We start from the raw sequence: 16,872 nt of genomic DNA on the forward strand, positions 1-16,872 counted from the left end.
CCTCCTTGGACGCGGCTTGCACCGCACGTCTTTTCCTGGACCCCTAGGGTCCGATTGTGCGACCGCCTGTTGCGGAAATGGCTTGTCTCAGGCACCGCCCTGGATGGCGACCCGGTCCCTGCCCTTGAGCTTGAGAAGGTCCCTCGCTTCGCGCGGTGTCGCGACCTGCAACCCAAGGTTCTCGATGATCGTCCGGATCCTGGTCACCTGCTGAGCGTTGGAGAGGGCGAGTTGACCTCGCTCGATGTAGAGGCTGTCCTCGAGGCCGACACGGACATGGCCGCCCCGCATCGCCGCTTCGGTCGCGAAAGGAATCTGGCTTCGGCCCGCCGCCAGGACCGACCATTGGCAGGCGTCGCCGAAGAGACGGTCCGCCGTCGCCTTCATGAACGCCAGGTTCTCCCATTCCGCGCCGATTCCGCCCAGCACGCCAAAGATGGTCTGCAGGAGAAAGGGCGGCTCCACCAGCTTGCGATCGACGAAGTGCGCGAGGTTGTAGAGGTGTCCTACATCATAGCATTCATGTTCGAAACGCGTGCCATGCTCCTTGCCGAGGAGTTCTATGATGCGTTCTATGTCGCTGAACGTGTTGCGGAAGATAAAGTCCTTCGTCCCGCGCAAATAGAGCTGCTCCCAGTCATGCAGCCAGGGGTGCCGGCGTTCGGCGAGCGGGAAGATTCCGAAGTTCATCGAACCCATGTTCAACGAACACATCTCCGGCCTGAAGCGCAGCGGGGCCTCGAGCCGCTGGTCGACGGTCATGGTCAGTCCGCCACCGGTGGTAAGGTTGATCACCGCGTCCGTCGCCTCGTGGATCCGGGGCAGGAACTTCGCGAAGATGGCCGGGTCCGGAGTGGGCCGGCCCGTTTCGGGGTCTCGCGCATGAAGGTGAAGGATCGCCGCCCCGGCCTCCGCCGCTTCGACGGCCGATGCGGCGATCTGGTCCGGCGTGATCGGCAGGTATGGCGACATGCTCGGTGTGTGGATGGCGCCGGTGATCGCGCAGCTGATGATGACCTTTGGCGACGTCATCGACCGACACCCTCCGTCCGGGCCGAGGTCGACCGCGCGATGAGGAGCGCCTGCAACCGCCGGTCGCGCTCCGCCGCGATTTCGGCAATGTTTCGCCCTGCCATCGCTTTATCCACCGCTCCCACCACGAGGGCCTGCAGCGCCGGATCGAGGATCGGCTCGCCGAGTTCGCCCCACAGCCGCTGCTGAAGGGGAGCGAACTGCTGCATGAAGCCGCGAATGCCGTTTCGCCCGCCGGCAAGATGGTAGGTGAGGAACGGGCCCATCAGCGCCCACCGCAGACCTGGCCCTTCCGTGACCGCCCTGTCGATGTCCTCGGCCGACGCCACGCCGCTCTCGAGCAGGTGGATCGCCTCGCGAAAGATCGCCGCCTGAAGCCGGTTGGCGACGTGGCCGTATATTTCCCTGTTGAGCCGTATCGTTGCCTTGCCCAGCCGGCGGTACAGACGCTCGGCGAGCTCGATGGCCCAATCCTCGGTCTGCTCGCCGCCGACGAGTTCCACCAGGGGGATGAGATGCGGCGGATTGAAAGGATGGCCCAGAACGACGCGCTGCGGCCACTTGCAGGCCTTCTGTATGGCCGTGATGGATAATGCCGAGGTGCTGGATGCGATGACGACGTCGGGTCTGACGGCCGCGTCGATCTGCGAGAGCAGAACGACCTTCTCGGCTTCGCGCTCGATGGCGTTTTCCTGCACGAAGTCCGCATCGCGACAACAGTCATCCAGGCTTGCACAAAAGCGCAGCACGCCCTTGCGAGACGTCTTGCCGCCACGATCGAGCGACGGCAGGGTCTGGTCTATTCCGGAACGCAACGCGGCTTCCGCGTCCGGACGCACATCCGTTGCCGTCACGTCGAAACCGTTGGCCAGAAACAGGGCCGCCCAGCTGATGCCGATGGTCCCCGTACCCACAACGGCGATATGGCGGATTTCGTCAGCATCCACGGCCAGCTCTCCCTTCTCAGCTTTCGTATTGGGCGTCGACGAGCACGGCCAGGAGCAGCGCGTCCTCGGTGCCGCGATTGACCCAGGCATGGTTTGTGCCGCGCTGGACGACCACGTCGAACGGCTTGAGGTCGCGCTCCTCCTTGTCCAGCACGAGCGTGATCTGGCCGGACAGCAGCACGATGTAGTCGGTGGTCGGTGAGCGATGCATGGTTTCATGCCGGGAGGTGTCCGGCTGGAGGTGTGCCGAGCCCATTTCCGCGAACCAGTCCCGAGCCGCCTTTTCTCGTTCGGCCGCGGACAGATGGGCGGATTCGGATTCGGGCGCGATCTGAAAGAAGCGGAAGACGGTACCGCCCGGCGGCGGCTCGATACCGCGCGACCGTTTCGCAAGATCCTCGGGCGACCTGTGATCGTGCCGTCCGGGCTCCGTTCGCCACAATTCGGTGAGCACGGTGATCGTATGGTCGGCGATCCCGTCGAAAAGAACTTCCGATTTGCCGCTCGAATCGTCCGCCGTGACGATCCGCCTGACCTGCTTGAGCATAGTGTCCTCCTCCTGTTGGATGGTTCACGCCTGGTTTTCGCGCAGGCCGATGACCGCACCCAGGATCACCAGCCCGAAGATCACATTGCGGATGGCTACCGGCAGCAGCATGCCCTGCAGGACCGTCGTCAGGGCGGTCAGCAGCAAGGCTCCGCCGAAAATGCCCAGGTAAGTCCCCCGCCCGCCGCTCATCGCGACGCCGCCAATCACGATCACGGCGATCGAGGGCAGAAGATAGGGCGTGCCCATATCGATGAAGGCCTGTCCGCTGAAGCCGGCGAGCATCATGCCGACGACAGCCGAGCACAGGCCGCTCAAGCCATAGGCGGCGATCTGGACCCGGCCAACGTTCACCCCTGAAAACCTGGCGACCAGCGGGCTGCTGCCGACCAGATAGAGGCGCCTGGCATAAACGGTGCGCCCGAGCAGAAAGGAGGCGAAGACGACAAACAGCACCAGTCCGTAGACCACGGGCGTAAGCCCAAGGATCTTGCCGGTCATGAACCAGCTGACGACGCCCGGCGGCACACCGCGCGGCGTGCCGTCGGTCATCACAAGCGTGGCGCCATCGATGATGCCGTTCATGGCAAGCGTCATGATGAGGGGATGGATCCCCAGAATTCCGACGCCGATGCCGCTTACCGAGCCGATGAGGGCGCCCAGAAGCGCAACCGCGACCAGCAGCGCTATCGAATTCGAGCCGGGCGCGTTCCACTCGCAAAGCAGCACCCCGCTGAACGTGATCATGGCCGGGACCGAGAGATCGAGCCCGCCGCTGATGACGACAGTACCCTGGCCCAGTCCGAGAACGGCAAGGAAAGAGCCCAGCACGAAAAGCGTGTTCACATAGATTTCCACGCTCAGCCGACCGTGGAACATCGCCGCGGTGACCAGAAGCAGGACGGCCAGGCCAAGATAGGTCGGCACGGTGAAGCGCAACGCCGAGCGGTTCCGGCGCAGCCACCGCGCCACCGGATTGGCGGGCAGCGTCTCGTCGTTACGCGCATGCGTGGAGGAAGCGACGACGGGACGATCGAAGCGTGGCAAGCCGGCGCGGCGTTTCTGAACGACAATCCAGGCCGTCGCCATGACCTCCCGGATCCGTGGCACCGAATTGGCGAGCACGGCCACGATCAGCAATCCTCCTTCCACGATCGTCGCGTAGAAGGTCGGTACGTTGAACACCAGCAGCAGATTGACGATCAGCATGACGGTGAAGGCGCCGAGGACCGTTCCCATGCAGCCGCCTCGCCCGCCGGCGAACGAGGTTCCGCCCAGCACGACGGCCACAAAGACCGGAAGCAGCATCGGAGGCCCGACAGTCGGATCCCCCGACCCTGTCTGGGCGGTGAGGAAAACGCCCGCCGCTCCGTAAAACGTGCCCGCGATCACATAGACCAGCATCCGGGTCAGCGATACCGGCACGCCCTTCGACCGTGCCGCGTCGGGATCGCTGCCAACCGCATAGATGTAGGTGCCCAGGCGCGTGTTGCGCAGCAGCGCCCAGGCCGCCAGAGCAAGCAGGATGACAACCGCCGGTGCCTGGATAAGCCCCGGAATGGCATCCCCGACGAGGAAATTCGAGAAGGCCGGCGGCACCGCCCCGCCAGGCTGCTCGAGGACGAGCAGCGTCAGCCCTTCGACGATGAACATCGTGGCAAGCGTCACGATGATCGACGGCAGCCGGAATAGGACGATGAACACCGCATTGAACAGGCCGGTGGCCGTGCCGGCCAGGACCCCGGCCAGGCTCCAGCCGATCATCGACAGGGAGCTGTCGCCCATATTGGCGGCGGCAAGGCAGTTTGAAAGCGAAATCACCGCGCCGACCGACAGGTCGAGGCCGCGAATGAGGACGACGATGGTCGCGCCCATGGCCGCCAGCGCCAAGGTGGCGGTGCTCGAGAAGGTGTTGCTCACGTCGTAGTAGCTGAACGTCTGCTGCAGGTTGAGGTTGAGAACGCCGAAGACGCATGCCAGCGTCGCCAGGGCTATCAGCATGCCATCGTTGCGACGCACGAACCGCAGCAGATCGCTGGAGCCGCGCAAGGTCATGCGACTGCCCGCGCGTGTTGACCGGAGCCCAGCATCCAGGCGCCAACCGTCTCTTCCGTTGCCTCGCCATGCGCAAGGTCCGCAGCAATCCGGCCGCGATAGAGAACGGCTATGTGGTCGCACAGGCCTATCAGTTCCGGCACTTCGGTGGAGTGAAGCAGAACGCCGCCGCCGCCCTCGGCAAAGCGCCGCAGGATGGCGTAGATCTCATGCTTGGTGCCGACGTCGACGCCACGCGTGGGATCGAATGCCAGCAGTATCCGGCAATTTGTGAGCAGCCATTTGGCCAGCACCATTTTCTGCTGGTTGCCGCCGCTGAAGTCCGCGGCGGTCTGGTAGAGCGCCCGGGGTTGCAGGTTGACGGCGCAAAACGCGCTGTCGACGCGGGCTCTTTCGGTGGCGGTATCGACGATGCCCAGCCGCGAAAACTCGGAAACGATCGGGATCGACGCGTTTTCTGTACCGCTTCGATGGAGGGCAAGACCCTGGATCTTGCGGTCTTCCGGGACATAGCCGATGCCGACGTCGATTGCGTCGGACGGACCGGCGAAATGCGCCTGTTGCCCGTTGATCGAGATGGTTCCGCCCAGCACCCGTTCGGCGCCGAAAAGCGCGTTGAACAGCTCCAGCTGCCCCATTCCCTGCAGCGCCGCCACGCCTACGATTTCGCCTGGCCGGACGTCAAGCGAGACGGAGTCCAGCTGACGTCCCGCCTTGAGCTCTCTCGCGGAAAGCAGCGGTTGCGCCGGCGAAGGCGATGCATTCCGCGCTGGGAAGGTCACCTGAACGGACCGGCCCATAATGTGCTTGAACACCGCCCCGTCGCTGATCTCGCCGACCGTGAAGCTTCCCACGTGGCGCCCATTGCGCAGAATGGCCATGCGGCCGCAGAACTCATGGACTTCGGGCATGCGATGCGTGACGAGGATGACGGTCGTGCCCACCGTCTTGAGGGCCTGGATCCGGCGTCCCAGCCATTCCACATCGGCCCTGGAAAGCGCCGCCGTCGGCTCGTCGAGGATCAGCAGGCGCGGCTTGCGGGCAATCGCCCGCGTGATTTCGACCTTCTGGCGCAGGGAAAGATCCAGTTCCCGCACCGGTGTGCGCGGATCGATATCCTCGATCTCGAACTCTTTGCCTATGGCGACGACCCGCTCGCGAGCGACCTTTCGGTCGAGCAGGAACCCGAAGTGCCGCGGCTGGTTGGGCAGCAGAAGGTTTTCGGCGACACTCAGGTCGGGAACCAGCGGAATCTCCTGGAATGCCGTTTCGATGCCGACAGCGCTTGAGCTGGAGCGGTCGGCGAAGACAAGCTGCTGGTCGAACAGGGTTATGGTGCCGCGGTCCGGGCGGGCAAGACCGCTGAGAATCTTGACAAGGGTCGACTTGCCGGCGCCGTTTTCGCCCAGCAACGCATGAACGGTCCCTGCTTCGAACGCCAGGCTGACGTCGTCCAGGGCCGTCGTCGATCCATAAGTTTTCGTAACCCCGTCGAGACGGACAGCGTCGGACATCGCAGCGGCACCCGGAATTGGGACTGAGGGGGAGAGGGTGGCGCCATCAGGCGCCACCCGTGTCGGCCTGTCAGTTCGTTTCGGGCTGTCCCACCAACGCCGCCTGGAACCCGACTTCGGGTGTGGCCGGGTTCAGGATGTTCGCGAACCATCCCGAAGGGACCAGGCCGGGATCGAACACATTGCAGCCTTTCGACAGTTCGTCGAAACTGCCTGTCTGGCAGAGCTTGGCATTGTCCGCGGTGACGGCCTCCAGTGGCATCATCGTGAGTTTGTCGACCTTCTTGCCCTCGAGAACCTCCATCGCGAGCTTCAGGGCCATCGCGCCGGCGCCCGGATGGCTCTCGAGCGAAATGCCCGGCGCTCCCTGGGGCGAATAGGCGCCTGTCGCGTCCGCGATGCTGCCCTTCGGGAGCATCATGACACGCATGCCGTTGCTGCCTTCGGTGCCGCACGGGATGAGGGTCTTGCTGTCGGCCTCCATCTGGAGGGTCCATATCTGGATGCAGGCCGCCGCCCCCCACGCTCCCTGGATATCGCCCCAGCTCATCGTCGCCATGGCCTCGCTGACGGACTTGCGCGCCACCGCCTGCGACCACATGCCGTTCGGTTCGGCGACGATCTTGATATCCGGATACTTCGCGAACACCGCGCGGGCGGCCTTGTTGCGGTCGGTGTCCACGGACGTGCCCGGCACGCCGGTGACGAATATCAGATTGCCCTTGTGATCCATCGTGTCGGCGACCCATTGCGCGCTTTTGGTGGCGAGCTCGGTCTGGTCGGTGACGACATTGTAGGCGCATGGCTCCGTGACGGAGCTGTCGTAGGCGAACACGACGACGCCCTTGTCGCACGCGTTCTTGATCGCCGGATTGAGCGCGGTCGGCGAGATCGGATAGACGATGATGGCGTTGGCGCCCGCCTGCACCATCGCGTTGATCTGCTGGATCTGCTTCTGGGCCACCGGCCCGGCGACCTGGATCCGCAGGTCGACCTTGTCGGCATGGGCCTTGGCCATGGCGGTGACCATGTTCTGAGCTTCGGCCTGCCAGTCATTGCCGACATAACTCATGCTCAGAAACACCTTGTAGTGCTTCGAATCCTGAGCCGATGCCTGTGTCGCGATGAATCCCATCGCAAGCGAAGCGACGCCGCACAACGCGGCGCGCCATGCCTAAAACAAAGTGCGCATTTGGGTTCTCCTCCCCTGTTTTAGCGCTCCTAGTCTGGGTCGGAGTTGATCCAGCCGGGAGGCGGCAAAGGGACATGAACAGGGTGTTTGGAGGACAAATACCTGTTAAATGCCTTGTCTCTCGGCTATCGTCGCCAAGGAGGACTCCAATGGCGAACCCCGTCTTTGCGCCTTACAAGCTTTTTGCCCTCGTTCAGGGAGCCAAGGAGTTTGGCCTGACCGCACCAGACGTCCTGAAGGGGACCGATCTGCGGGAGGACATGCTCGACGACGGCAAGGTCCACAGCTCTGTTCGTCAGTATCTCGTCGCTTGCGAGAACGTCATCCGGCGCTGCGACGACCTGCTTCTGCCGCTGCGCGTCGGCAAATCCATCCACCTGTCCGCCTATGGCCTGTACGGATTTGCATTGCTTTCGAGCGCAACGGTTCGAGCGGGCTTCGATTTTGCCGTTCGATACCATTCGCTCGCCACGCCGATGTTCTCGATCGCCTGGCACATCGACGCGGGGCATTTCGTCTGGACCTTCCCCGACGAAGGCCGGCTGGGGTACTCCCGGCCCTTGCGCCGTTTCCTGATGACCCAGCAGCTGGGCCAGCACGTGACCCATGTCCACGACATCGCGCATGTCGAGCGCGAGCCCATCTGGATCGACGTGGCGTTCGAAAAGCCGGCCAGGCCCGCAATATTCGAGCAGGAGCTGGGCTGCGAGGTTAGATTCGCAAAATCCTCGACCGCCATCGTTTACGACATGTCGATCCTGGACGATCGGCCGCCGATGACCAATCCGGTCACGCACGCCATGCTGCGGGAAACCTGCGAGGGTCTGATTGGCGCTGTTGAATATGGCGGCGGGCTCGCCGGGCAGGTTGCGCGGCTGATCATGGAAAGCCCCGCTCCCGTCACCAATATGGGGTGGGTCGCCGACCGGCTGGCGATAACGCCCCGAACCCTGCGGCGGCGCCTGGCCGAGCAGGGCACGACGTTCTCCGCCATCTCCGACCAAGTCCGCAGCGAACTCGCCAAGAAGTATCTCGAGGCCGGCGGCTTCTCGGTTGCAGACATCGGCGATCTGCTCGGATTTTCCGATACCAAGAATTTCCGGATGTTCTTCCGGCGCTGGAACGACATTTCGCCCAAAGCCTATCGTGAAGGCATAGGCAAGCGTGACAACGCCGTGTGAGGAAACCGGAAAGCCAATTCCCCCAAGCTACACATTGCGAATTCGGTTTGCGTGGTCATCGCCGTTGGATCAACATTGCACCGCCACCACCGCGATGCAATCGCCTGCCTTGACCAATCCCGGGAAATGCCGCGCCGCCAGCAGGCCCGCCATCTTCGCCCTGATTTCCTGAGGAGCGGCGCCGGTGCGGCCGGTGGAATAGATGCGCGCCAGCACCGCGCCGTTCTCGACCGGTTCTCCGAGATCGACCATGGTTTCGATCAGGCCGTCCTCCTCGGCGAAGGAGAAGCAATCGCCCGATGGCATGTCGAGCCATTGAGTAGGAGTCTTCTCGACCGCGCCAGCCACGATGCCGGCATGGCGCAGCACATTGAGAATGCCGCGCCGCGCGATCCGCACGGTATGGGCACGCGAAGTCCCGCCCCCGCCGAGCTCTGTGCTGACAAAGACCTTGCCCATCTCCTCGGCCGCCGTGTCGTACATCCCGACGGCGTCGATTTCGATCATGCGCATCGAGTACGGTGCCGAGAATGCCGCCACAGCATCGAAGGCTTTCTGTTCCAGCACCTTGTCGGGCAGAGTGTGCGCGGCACAGAACGGGACGAAGTCCAGCGTCCTGCCGCCCGAATGGAAATCGAACACGATGTCGGCGCGGGGCAGCAGTTCGCGCTGGAAGTAATCGGCGATCTTCTCGGTCACCGTGCCGTCCGGCCGGCCGGGAAAGCTGCGGTTCATGTTGCCCTTGTCGATCGGCGAGGTGCGCGTGCCGGCGCGAAAGGCCGGATAGTTCATCGCCGGCACGATGATCACCGTGCCGCCGACATGCTTGGGATCGAGCGTGCGGGCGAGATCGTAGAGCGCCAGCGGCCCCTCATACTCGTCGCCATGGTTGCCGCCGGTCAGCAGCGCCGTTGGCCCCTTACCGTTGCGGATGACGCAGATCGGGATCATCACCGAGCCCCAGGCCGAATCGTCGCGGCTGTAGGGCAAGCGCAGGAAACCGTGCTGCACGCCGTCGCGCTCGAAATCGACGGTCGGCGCTATCGGCGACGGGCGGAGACTGGACATCGGTTTCAATCCTTCACCACCAGCTTGCGCGGCACGTTGGCGAGGCATTCCACGCCGGTTTCGGTGATCAGGATCGACTCGGTGATCTCCAGTCCCATCGTCTCCAGCCACAGGCCGGTCATGAAATGGAAGGTCATGCCGGGCTTGAGCTCGGTGCGATCGCCGGGGCGCAGGCTCATCGTGCGTTCGCCCCAGTCCGGCGGATAGGACAGGCCGATCGAATAGCCGGTGCGATTGTCCTTGACGATGCCGTATCTCTTCAGCACGGCGAAGAAGGCATTGGCGATGTCCTCGCAGCTGTTGCCGGGTTTCGCTGCCGCCAGGCCCGCATCCATGCCCTCCAGCGTCGCCTTCTCGGCATCGAGGAACTCCTGCGTCGGCTTGCCGAGGAACACGGTGCGCGACAGCGGGCAGTGATAGCGGTGATAGCAGCCGGCGATCTCGAAGAAAGTGCCCTCGCCCCGCTTCATCGGCTTGTCGTCCCATGTCAGATGCGGCGCCGAAGCGTCGGCGCCGGACGGCAGCAGCGGCACGATCGCCGGATAGTCGCCGCCAATGCCGTCGACGCCGCGCGTGCCGGCGTCATAGATCTCGGCGACGAGATCGCATTTGCGCATGCCGACTTCGATCTTGTCGACGATGCGCTGGTGCATCGCTTCGACAATACGGGCGGCCTTGCGCATATAGTCGATCTCGGTCGCGCTCTTCACCGCGCGCTGCCAGTTGACCAGAGCGGTGGCATCGACGAAGCGGGCATTGGGCAAATGCTTTTGCAGCGAGGCGAAGGCCGCGGCGGAGAACCAGTAATTGTCCATCTCGACGCCGATGGTGAGCTTGCCCCAGCCGCGATCGGCAAGCACGCTGGACAGATAGTCCATCGGGTGGCGCTCGGTCGACTGCACGTAATGGTCGGCATAGCCGACGATGTTGTCATGCGCGAGATAGGCGGTGCGCTTGGCGCCGTTGGCGTCCTGGCCACGGCCGTACCAGACGGGTTCGCCCGATGGTGGCACGATGACCGCCTGGTGCACATAGAACGACCAGCCGTCATAGCCGGTCAGCCAGGCCATGTTGGACGGGTCGCTGACGATCAGCAGATCGACACCCTTGGCCTCCATGGCTTGCCGTGTCTTGGCGAGGCGATCCGCATATTCGCCGCGCGAGAATTTCAGGTTCGGCATCATTCTTTTGCTTCCTCGTATGTTGGGCCTGGAGCCCGTTTCAACTTCGTTGAATCTGGCTGCAGGCATTTTCTTGCTTGAGCATGATCTTCTCGGAAAACCGGTTTCCACTTTTCCGGATCATGCTCCTGCGGCCAGCATCAGCTTTCGAAAATCGTTCCGGTTTTGGCCGCGCGCGCCCGGTCGCGAGCGAGCGTGGCAATCGCGGTATCCTGCACGCCGGTGCCGGTCAGGTCGGCGACGGTGATGTCGCTGGCCGAACGCCGGCCGTGTCGTTCGCCGGCGATGATCTGGCCGAGTTCGGTCACCTGTTCGTCGGCGGCCATGAGGCCCGCCGCGATGGCGTGATGGAGCTCGCCCAGCCGTCTCGTCTGGCGGGCGCTGTCGGCGACGTAGAGATCGGCCATGCGCAGGATGACCGGCGCGATCTCGTTCTTGTGCTCGGCGTCCGAGCCCATCGCGGTGATGTGCTGCCCGGCCCAGACGAAGCCGGCCTTGATCAGCGGCTCGGTCGAAGGCGTCGTGGTGACGATGATGTCGGCGCCGGCTGCGGCGCTTGCTGCATCGGGCTCGGCGCGCACGACGATCCCGAGCTTTTCGCGCAAGGCGCCGGCCGCGACCTCGGCTTTGACGGCGTCGCGCGCCCAGATGCGGGCCTCGGCGATCGGCCGCACCAGCATGAGGGCTTCCAGCTGCAGTCCGGCCTGCACGCCGGCGCCGAAGATTGCGGCAACTGCCGAATCGGGGCGCGACAGATACCTGGCCGCGACCGCTCCGGCGGCGGCCGTGCGGACATCGGTGAGATAGCCATTGTCGAGCAGCAGCGCTTCGACCAAGCCCGTTTTGGCGGACAGAAGCACCATCATGCCGTTGACGCTGGGCAGGCCGAGCTTGGGATTGTCGAAGAAGCCGGGGCTGATCTTGATGGCAAAACCGTCGATGCCGGGCACATAGGCGGTCTTCACGTCGACCTCGCCGCGATGCTCGGGAATGTCGAGCCGCAGGATCGGCGGCATTGCCACCGGCAAGGTGGCGAGCGCGCGGAAAGCGTTTTCGACGCAAGCGACAGCGTCGAGGTCGAGCGTGACGATCTTGCGCAATTCGGCTTCGGTGAGGATCGTCATCCGGCTCATGCGGCGCGCTCCGAACGTGCCGACGCCTCGCCGCAGACGATTGTCCGGTGCAGACCCATATCGATGTTGCGGCCCGAGAGCAGCACGACGACCGGCGCTTTCGCTTCGACCTTGCCGGCGAGCAGTGCCGCGATGCCGACCGCGCCGGCGCCTTCGACGATCTCGCGCTCCTGCGCATAGGCGTGGCGCATGCCGGCGGCGATCTCGTCCTCGCTCAGCACAATGACATCGTCGAGCAGATCGCGGCACATGGTGAAAGTCAGCCGGTTGTCGAGGCCGATGCCACCGCCGAGCGAATCCGCCAGCGTCGAAAGTTCCTCGACCAGCACCGGCCGGCCGGCATCGAGGCTCGCTTTCATCGCCGCGCCACGCGTCATCGAGACGCCGATGATTTTTGTCCTGGGGCTGACGCCCTTGACGGCGGCGGCAACGCCCGCGGCCAGCCCGCCGCCGGAAAGCGGAACCAGCACAAGAGCGGCATCCGGGACGTGCTCGAGCATCTCCAGCCCGAGCGTGCCTTGCCCGGCGATGATCGCCGGATGGTCGAAGGGCGGCAGCATGACCAGCCCCTCTTGCGCCACCAGCCGCTCCACCTCCTGCTGGGCATCGTCCTGGCTGTTGCCGACGATGCGAATCTCGGCACCGAGCCGGCGGATGTCGTCGACCTTGTTGCCCGGCACCAGGCGCGACATGCATATCACCGCGCGCATGCCTTCAAGTTTCGCCGCATGCGCCAGTGCCCGACCGTGATTGCCGGTCGAGGCCGCAACCACGCCGCGCGCCTTCTGCTGCGCATTCAGCGAAGCGACGGCATTCGAGGCGCCACGCAATTTGAAGCTGCCGGTGATCTGGCGATGTTCGAGCTTGAGGTGGATCGGGCTTCCCAGTTGCTGGGAGAGGCTGGGAGATAGCACGGTCGGCGTGCGCTCGACCTTGCCGGCAATGCGCTCGCGCGCGGCCCGGATATCGCTGAGGGTGACTGTCGCCATGATCGTCAATCGCGCGGCAGCGGCAGCGTCATCAGACGACCGAACTCGGGGTGAACCGTCTCGTCGCCGCAAAGACGCAGGCAGTTCCAGGCGCTCGCTTGATTGCTGGTGACCACCGGGCGGTCGATCGCCTGTTCCATCCAGGTGACCGCGAGCGCGGCCCGCAGCGCCGTACAGGACACGAACAATGCGTCAGCCTGCGCGTCTGTCGCCTGGCGCGCGAGATCGACAAGCGCAGCCGGCGTGATGCGCGCCATTTCGCGGTCGTCCTCGAAACCGAGACAGGTGAAGCTGGCGATCTCGAACCCTTTCGTCGCGAAGTAGGCCGCCATCGGCCTGCTGGTCTCGACGGTGTAAGGGGTGAGGATGCTGATCCTGCGCGCACCGAATGCATTCAGTCCACGCACGCCGGCCATTGGCGGCGTGAGGACGGCCACGCCGGGCTTGGCGGCCTGGATCGCCGCCTCGATCTCGCCATCGCCGATCACTACCGAAGCCGAAGTGCAGGAATAGCAGATGGCGTCGAGCGTCTCGTCGGGCAGGATCAGCGCGGCGCCGGCCGTCAGCGCCGGCTGCATCTTGCGCAGGTTCTGCGGCGTCGTCGGGTTGGCATAGGGGATACGCGCGACATAGACGCCGATCCGCTCGCCAGCCACCATGCGGCGGAAGTCCGGCTCGGTCGTGTGGTCGGTGGCAAGGATGATCAGGCCGACGCGCCGCTCCAGCGGGCGATCATCGAGCGCGGGTCGTGCCGGGTGGACCTGTATCTCGGGCAAGGGTTTCACGGATTACCTCTCGATCTTGCCGTAGCGGCGTTCCAGCCAGCGCAGCAGCACGACGGAGCAAAGACTGATGGCGAGGAAGAAAGCGCCGACCAGCGTGATCGGCTCGATATAGCGGTAATAAGTGTTGGCGACGCTTTTCGCCTGGTTCATCAGCTCCAGCACGGTGATCGCCGACAGAAGCGGCGTTTCCTTGAACATGGCGATGAAATAATTGGCCAGCGCCGGGATCATCGGCGGAATGGCTTGCGGAATGATGATGTGGGTCCAGGTCTGCCTGGCGTTGAGGTTGCACGCCTTGGCGGCCTCCCACTGGCCACGCGGCACATTGTCGATGCCGGCGCGGTAGACTTCCGCCGTGTAGGTTCCATAGTGCAGCCCGAGCCCGATGACGCCGGCGACGAGCGGCGGCAACAGGATGCCGATGTCGGGCAGCACATAGAAGATGAAATAGAGCTGCACCAACAGCGGCGTGCCACGGATGAACTCGGCCAGAAAGCCGACCGTGCGCGACAAGGCCCTGTTTGGCGAGCGGCGCGCCAGCGCGATGCCCAGCCCGACGATCGCCGCCAGCACAGAACCGAGCAGCGTTGCCAGGATGGTGATCTTCACCCCCTGGATCAGGGTCGGCATGATCTCCCAGACGAAATTCCAGTCCCATTCCATCAGCAGGACCAATTTATCAGAAGGACATCGGCCATCAGACGCGCACCCCATCGAGGCCGCGCGCCATGCGGCGTTCCAGCGAGCGCACGCCCCATGAAATGAGGAGCGCCAGGATGAAGTAGATGATCAGGATGGTGGTGAACGGCACCATGGTGTTGCCGGTCTGGGCACGCACCACCTGGGCCTGGAAAGTCAGGTCCGCGAGCGAGATCAGCGAGACGACGGCGGTCGCCTTGAGCAGTTCGATGGCGTTGTTGCCGAAGGTCGGCAGCATCACCAGAAACGCCTGTGGCAGGATGACGTGGCGCATGCCCTGCCAGCGGCCGAGATTGAGCGCGATGCAGGCCTCGTGCTGTTCGCGGCCGATCGACTGCACGGCGCCGCGTACCACTTCGGCGGCATAGGCTCCGACATTCAAGCCCAATGCCAGCACGCCGGCTTGCAGTGGGGTCAGTTCGACGCCCGCCAGCGGCAACACGAAATAGGCAAAGAACAGCTGCACGAAGATCGAGGTGCCGCGGAAGAATTCGATATAGGCGGTGGCCAGCGCCCGCAGCACGAAGAAGCGCGACAGCCTCCCCATGCCGGCGAGGAAGGCCATGATAAGGGCAAGCACCGACCCCATCAGCGTCAGCTCGATGGTGACAAGCGCTCCCTGCAATATCAGGCCGAGATAGCCGGACCACTGGGTCATTCGATTAGAGGTTCCAACGTTTGGTTTTAGGACCCTTCTCCCCGATTACGGGGAGTTGAGGAGCGGTCAGATGAGGGGCAGCGCTAACCAACCAAAACATGGCGCCGCCCCTCATCCGTCACTTCGTGACACCTTCTCCCCCTGAACGGGGAGAAGGGAAAAGCGCGCCTACTTGGCCGAGCAGAGCTTGTCGCGCGTCGTCGACATCGCGGCGGCCGCCGAGAAGCCGTACGGCTCGATGATCTTGGCGAACTCGCCAGACTTCTTCATCTTGGCCAGTTCGACGTCGAAGGCGTCGCGCAACGCTTCGTCGCCTTTTTTGAAGGCGGCGCCGTCGCAATAGACCGGGGCGCCTTGCACCGGTGCGATGACTTCCAGGCTCGGATCATTGGCCTTTTTCATCAGGTCGTTGATCGACAGGACCGGTAGCGAGTAGGCATCGATGCGGCCGTCCTGCAGCATCTTCACGCCGCTCTGCCCGTCCGGCACGACGATGACACGTTCGCGCGGCACGCCGGCATTGAGCGCCAGCTTCTCCTCGGTGCCGCCGCCCGGCGCGCCGACCGTGGCAGTCGCGTCCTTGGCGACATCCTCATAGCTCTTGAAGCCTTTCGGATTGCCCTTCTTCACCAGCATCGCCTCGGCATCGCACAGCACCGGCTCGGAATAGGTGACCGCCGCGCAACGCTCCGGCTTCATGAACAGGCCCGCGGTGACGACGTCGAAGCGCCCGGCCTTCAGGCCCGGGATCATCGCGCCATATTCGGAAATCGAGGCAACGATGTCGTTGACGCCAAGGCGCTTGAAAATCTCACGCGCCACATCGGGCGCGGCACCCGAAACCTTGCCGTCGGCGGCGACCGCCGTGTAGGGCGGCTCGTTGGCGATGGCGACGCGGGCGAAACCCTGCGCCTTCAGCTGTTCAAGCTTGCTGTCTTCGGCTGAACCGGCGGTCGAGGCGGCCAGCACCGTCGTCAGTGCGAGGCCGGCGACGCCGGCCAGAATGCCAAGTTTCTTCATTGTTCCCAACTCCTTGTTTCTTGTCTTGGTTCGTTGCGGGACGGCCTCGCCGCCCCTGGGGACGGCGTTGCCGCCTCAGGCATGGCGGTCAGACGCGATGTCCGGCCGCGATGATCTTCTTCAGGAAGCCTTGCGTGCGCTCCTGCTTGGGATGACGGAAAATCTCGTCGGGCTTGCCTTCCTCGACGATCTTTCCCCGATCGAAGAACAGCACCCGGTCGGCGAAGTCGTGGGCAAAACCCATCTCGTGGGTAACCAGCAGCATGGTCATGTCGGTCTCGGCGCAGAGCCGCCACAGCACGTTCAGCACCTCTTCGACCAGTTCGGGGTCGAGCGCCGATGTCACCTCGTCGAACAGCATGATCTTCGGCTGCAAAGCGAGCGCCCGGGCGATCGCCACGCGCTGCTTCTGGCCGCCGGACAGCTGCGCCGGCATCGCCTTGGCCTTGTCGGCCATGCCGACCATCTCGAGCAGTTCCATCGCCCGCTTTTCGGCGGCGGCGCGCGGCATGCCCTTGGTCAGCATCGGTGCCAGCGTGACATTGTCGATGACGCTCTTGTGCGGAAACAGGTTGAACAGCTGGAAGACCATGCCGATCTTCTGGCGCATCCTGGCCAGATGGCGCTCGTCGGCAGGCAGCAACTGGCCGTTGCGCTCCATGTGATAGAGCTGCTCGCCGTCGACCTGGATGTGGCCGCCATCGATGCGCTCCAGCGTCATCAGGATGCGCAGGATGGTCGTCTTGCCCGAGCCGGACGGGCCGATCAGCGCCAGCTTCTCGCGTGGCATGACCTGCATCGACAGGCCGTCCAGCACCTTGAAGCTGCCGAAGCTCTTCGAGATGCCGTCGATCTTGATGATGGGCGCGGT

Annotated in this window: 16 protein-coding genes; 1 reads left to right on the top strand and 15 read right to left on the bottom strand. The window is 64.2% G+C overall.

Going from position 1 to position 16,872, the window contains the following annotated elements; translation table 11 throughout:
* Positions 1–87: 87 nt before the first annotated feature.
* The 6 genes from WC739_RS11955 to WC739_RS11980 all read right to left on the bottom strand — a co-directional run bounded on the left by WC739_RS11955 (position 88) and on the right by WC739_RS11980 (position 7,167).
* A complete protein-coding gene (locus WC739_RS11955) occupies positions 88–1,032 on the bottom strand; it encodes a 3-keto-5-aminohexanoate cleavage protein (protein WP_372953241.1) in 945 nt (314 codons plus the stop codon).
* On the bottom strand, positions 1,029–1,979 hold the full coding sequence (locus WC739_RS11960; protein ID WP_372953242.1) for a 3-hydroxyacyl-CoA dehydrogenase NAD-binding domain-containing protein: 951 nt from the start codon (positions 1,977–1,979) through the stop codon (positions 1,029–1,031). The genes WC739_RS11955 and WC739_RS11960 overlap by 4 nt, the downstream gene beginning before the upstream one ends.
* Positions 1,980–1,995: 16 nt before the next feature.
* On the bottom strand, positions 1,996–2,526 hold the full coding sequence (locus tag WC739_RS11965; protein ID WP_372953243.1) for a cupin domain-containing protein: 531 nt from the start codon (positions 2,524–2,526) through the stop codon (positions 1,996–1,998).
* Between the two features lie 24 nt (positions 2,527–2,550).
* Positions 2,551–4,581 (bottom strand): ABC transporter permease, encoded by a 2,031-nt coding sequence (locus tag WC739_RS11970; protein ID WP_372953244.1) that lies wholly within the window; start codon positions 4,579–4,581, stop codon positions 2,551–2,553.
* Positions 4,578–6,095 carry a sugar ABC transporter ATP-binding protein gene (locus tag WC739_RS11975; protein ID WP_372953245.1) on the bottom strand — a complete coding sequence of 506 codons (1,518 nt, stop codon included), beginning with the start codon at positions 6,093–6,095 and terminating at the stop codon, positions 4,578–4,580. Before WC739_RS11975 ends, WC739_RS11970 begins: the two co-directional genes overlap by 4 nt.
* Before the next feature lie 70 nt (positions 6,096–6,165).
* A complete protein-coding gene (locus WC739_RS11980; RefSeq protein ID WP_372953246.1) occupies positions 6,166–7,167 on the bottom strand; it encodes a sugar ABC transporter substrate-binding protein in 1,002 nt (333 codons plus the stop codon).
* Between the two features lie 269 nt (positions 7,168–7,436).
* Between WC739_RS11980 and WC739_RS11985 the strand changes: the two genes are divergently transcribed.
* Entirely contained in the window at positions 7,437–8,468 is a 1,032-nt protein-coding gene (locus WC739_RS11985; protein WP_372953247.1) for an AraC family transcriptional regulator, read from the top strand.
* 69 nt (positions 8,469–8,537) lie between these two features.
* On the opposite strand, the gene doeB is transcribed toward WC739_RS11985, so the two are convergent.
* From doeB to ehuA, 9 genes are all read right to left on the bottom strand, one after another.
* Positions 8,538–9,536: a N(2)-acetyl-L-2,4-diaminobutanoate deacetylase DoeB gene (doeB, locus tag WC739_RS11990; RefSeq protein WP_372953248.1), complete on the bottom strand. Its 999-nt coding sequence runs from the start codon at positions 9,534–9,536 to the stop codon at positions 8,538–8,540.
* A gap of 5 nt (positions 9,537–9,541) precedes the next feature.
* Entirely contained in the window at positions 9,542–10,720 is a 1,179-nt protein-coding gene (doeA, locus tag WC739_RS11995; protein WP_372953249.1) for an ectoine hydrolase DoeA, read from the bottom strand.
* Between the two features lie 137 nt (positions 10,721–10,857).
* Positions 10,858–11,850, bottom strand: coding sequence for an ectoine utilization protein EutC (gene eutC / locus WC739_RS12000; RefSeq protein ID WP_372953250.1), 993 nt, complete (start codon positions 11,848–11,850; stop codon positions 10,858–10,860).
* Positions 11,847–12,839: a hydroxyectoine utilization dehydratase EutB gene (eutB, locus tag WC739_RS12005; protein WP_372953251.1), complete on the bottom strand. Its 993-nt coding sequence runs from the start codon at positions 12,837–12,839 to the stop codon at positions 11,847–11,849. Before eutB ends, eutC begins: the two co-directional genes overlap by 4 nt.
* Positions 12,840–12,844: 5 nt before the next feature.
* Entirely contained in the window at positions 12,845–13,624 is a 780-nt protein-coding gene (gene eutA, locus WC739_RS12010; RefSeq protein ID WP_372953252.1) for an ectoine utilization protein EutA, read from the bottom strand.
* 3 nt (positions 13,625–13,627) lie between these two features.
* Positions 13,628–14,287, bottom strand: coding sequence for an ectoine/hydroxyectoine ABC transporter permease subunit EhuD (gene ehuD / locus WC739_RS12015; protein ID WP_372953253.1), 660 nt, complete (start codon positions 14,285–14,287; stop codon positions 13,628–13,630).
* Between the two features lie 34 nt (positions 14,288–14,321).
* On the bottom strand, positions 14,322–14,981 hold the full coding sequence (gene ehuC, locus WC739_RS12020) for an ectoine/hydroxyectoine ABC transporter permease subunit EhuC (protein ID WP_372953254.1): 660 nt from the start codon (positions 14,979–14,981) through the stop codon (positions 14,322–14,324).
* A 168-nt stretch (positions 14,982–15,149) separates the two neighbouring features.
* Positions 15,150–16,001 carry an ectoine/hydroxyectoine ABC transporter substrate-binding protein EhuB gene (gene ehuB / locus WC739_RS12025; RefSeq protein ID WP_372953255.1) on the bottom strand — a complete coding sequence of 284 codons (852 nt, stop codon included), beginning with the start codon at positions 15,999–16,001 and terminating at the stop codon, positions 15,150–15,152.
* Positions 16,002–16,089: 88 nt separating this feature from the next.
* Positions 16,090–16,872: ectoine/hydroxyectoine ABC transporter ATP-binding protein EhuA (ehuA, locus tag WC739_RS12030; protein WP_372953256.1), on the bottom strand; the 783-nt coding region annotated here is incomplete at its 5' end.

Origin of the sequence: Mesorhizobium sp. (assembly GCF_041661565.1) — a bacterium.
In the GTDB taxonomy this organism is placed as follows: domain Bacteria; phylum Pseudomonadota; class Alphaproteobacteria; order Rhizobiales; family Rhizobiaceae; genus Mesorhizobium.

Excerpts from the sequence above, each read along its gene's own strand:
- WC739_RS11955 (WP_372953241.1), bottom strand. The coding sequence starts at position 1,032 with ATGACGTCGCCAAAGGTCATCATCAGCTGCGCGATCACCGGCGCCATC.
- WC739_RS11965 (WP_372953243.1), bottom strand. The coding sequence starts at position 2,526 with ATGCTCAAGCAGGTCAGGCGGATCGTCACGGCGGACGATTCGAGCGGC.
- WC739_RS11970 (WP_372953244.1), bottom strand. The coding sequence starts at position 4,581 with ATGACCTTGCGCGGCTCCAGCGATCTGCTGCGGTTCGTGCGTCGCAAC.
- WC739_RS11975 (WP_372953245.1), bottom strand. The coding sequence starts at position 6,095 with ATGTCCGACGCTGTCCGTCTCGACGGGGTTACGAAAACTTATGGATCG.
- WC739_RS11980 (WP_372953246.1), bottom strand. The coding sequence starts at position 7,167 with ATGAGTTATGTCGGCAATGACTGGCAGGCCGAAGCTCAGAACATGGTC.
- WC739_RS11985 (WP_372953247.1), top strand. The coding sequence starts at position 7,437 with ATGGCGAACCCCGTCTTTGCGCCTTACAAGCTTTTTGCCCTCGTTCAG.
- doeB (WP_372953248.1), bottom strand. The coding sequence starts at position 9,536 with ATGTCCAGTCTCCGCCCGTCGCCGATAGCGCCGACCGTCGATTTCGAG.
- doeA (WP_372953249.1), bottom strand. The coding sequence starts at position 10,720 with ATGATGCCGAACCTGAAATTCTCGCGCGGCGAATATGCGGATCGCCTC.
- eutC (WP_372953250.1), bottom strand. The coding sequence starts at position 11,850 with ATGAGCCGGATGACGATCCTCACCGAAGCCGAATTGCGCAAGATCGTC.
- eutB (WP_372953251.1), bottom strand. The coding sequence starts at position 12,839 with ATGGCGACAGTCACCCTCAGCGATATCCGGGCCGCGCGCGAGCGCATT.
- ehuD (WP_372953253.1), bottom strand. The coding sequence starts at position 14,287 with ATGGAATGGGACTGGAATTTCGTCTGGGAGATCATGCCGACCCTGATC.
- ehuC (WP_372953254.1), bottom strand. The coding sequence starts at position 14,981 with ATGACCCAGTGGTCCGGCTATCTCGGCCTGATATTGCAGGGAGCGCTT.
- ehuB (WP_372953255.1), bottom strand. The coding sequence starts at position 16,001 with ATGAAGAAACTTGGCATTCTGGCCGGCGTCGCCGGCCTCGCACTGACG.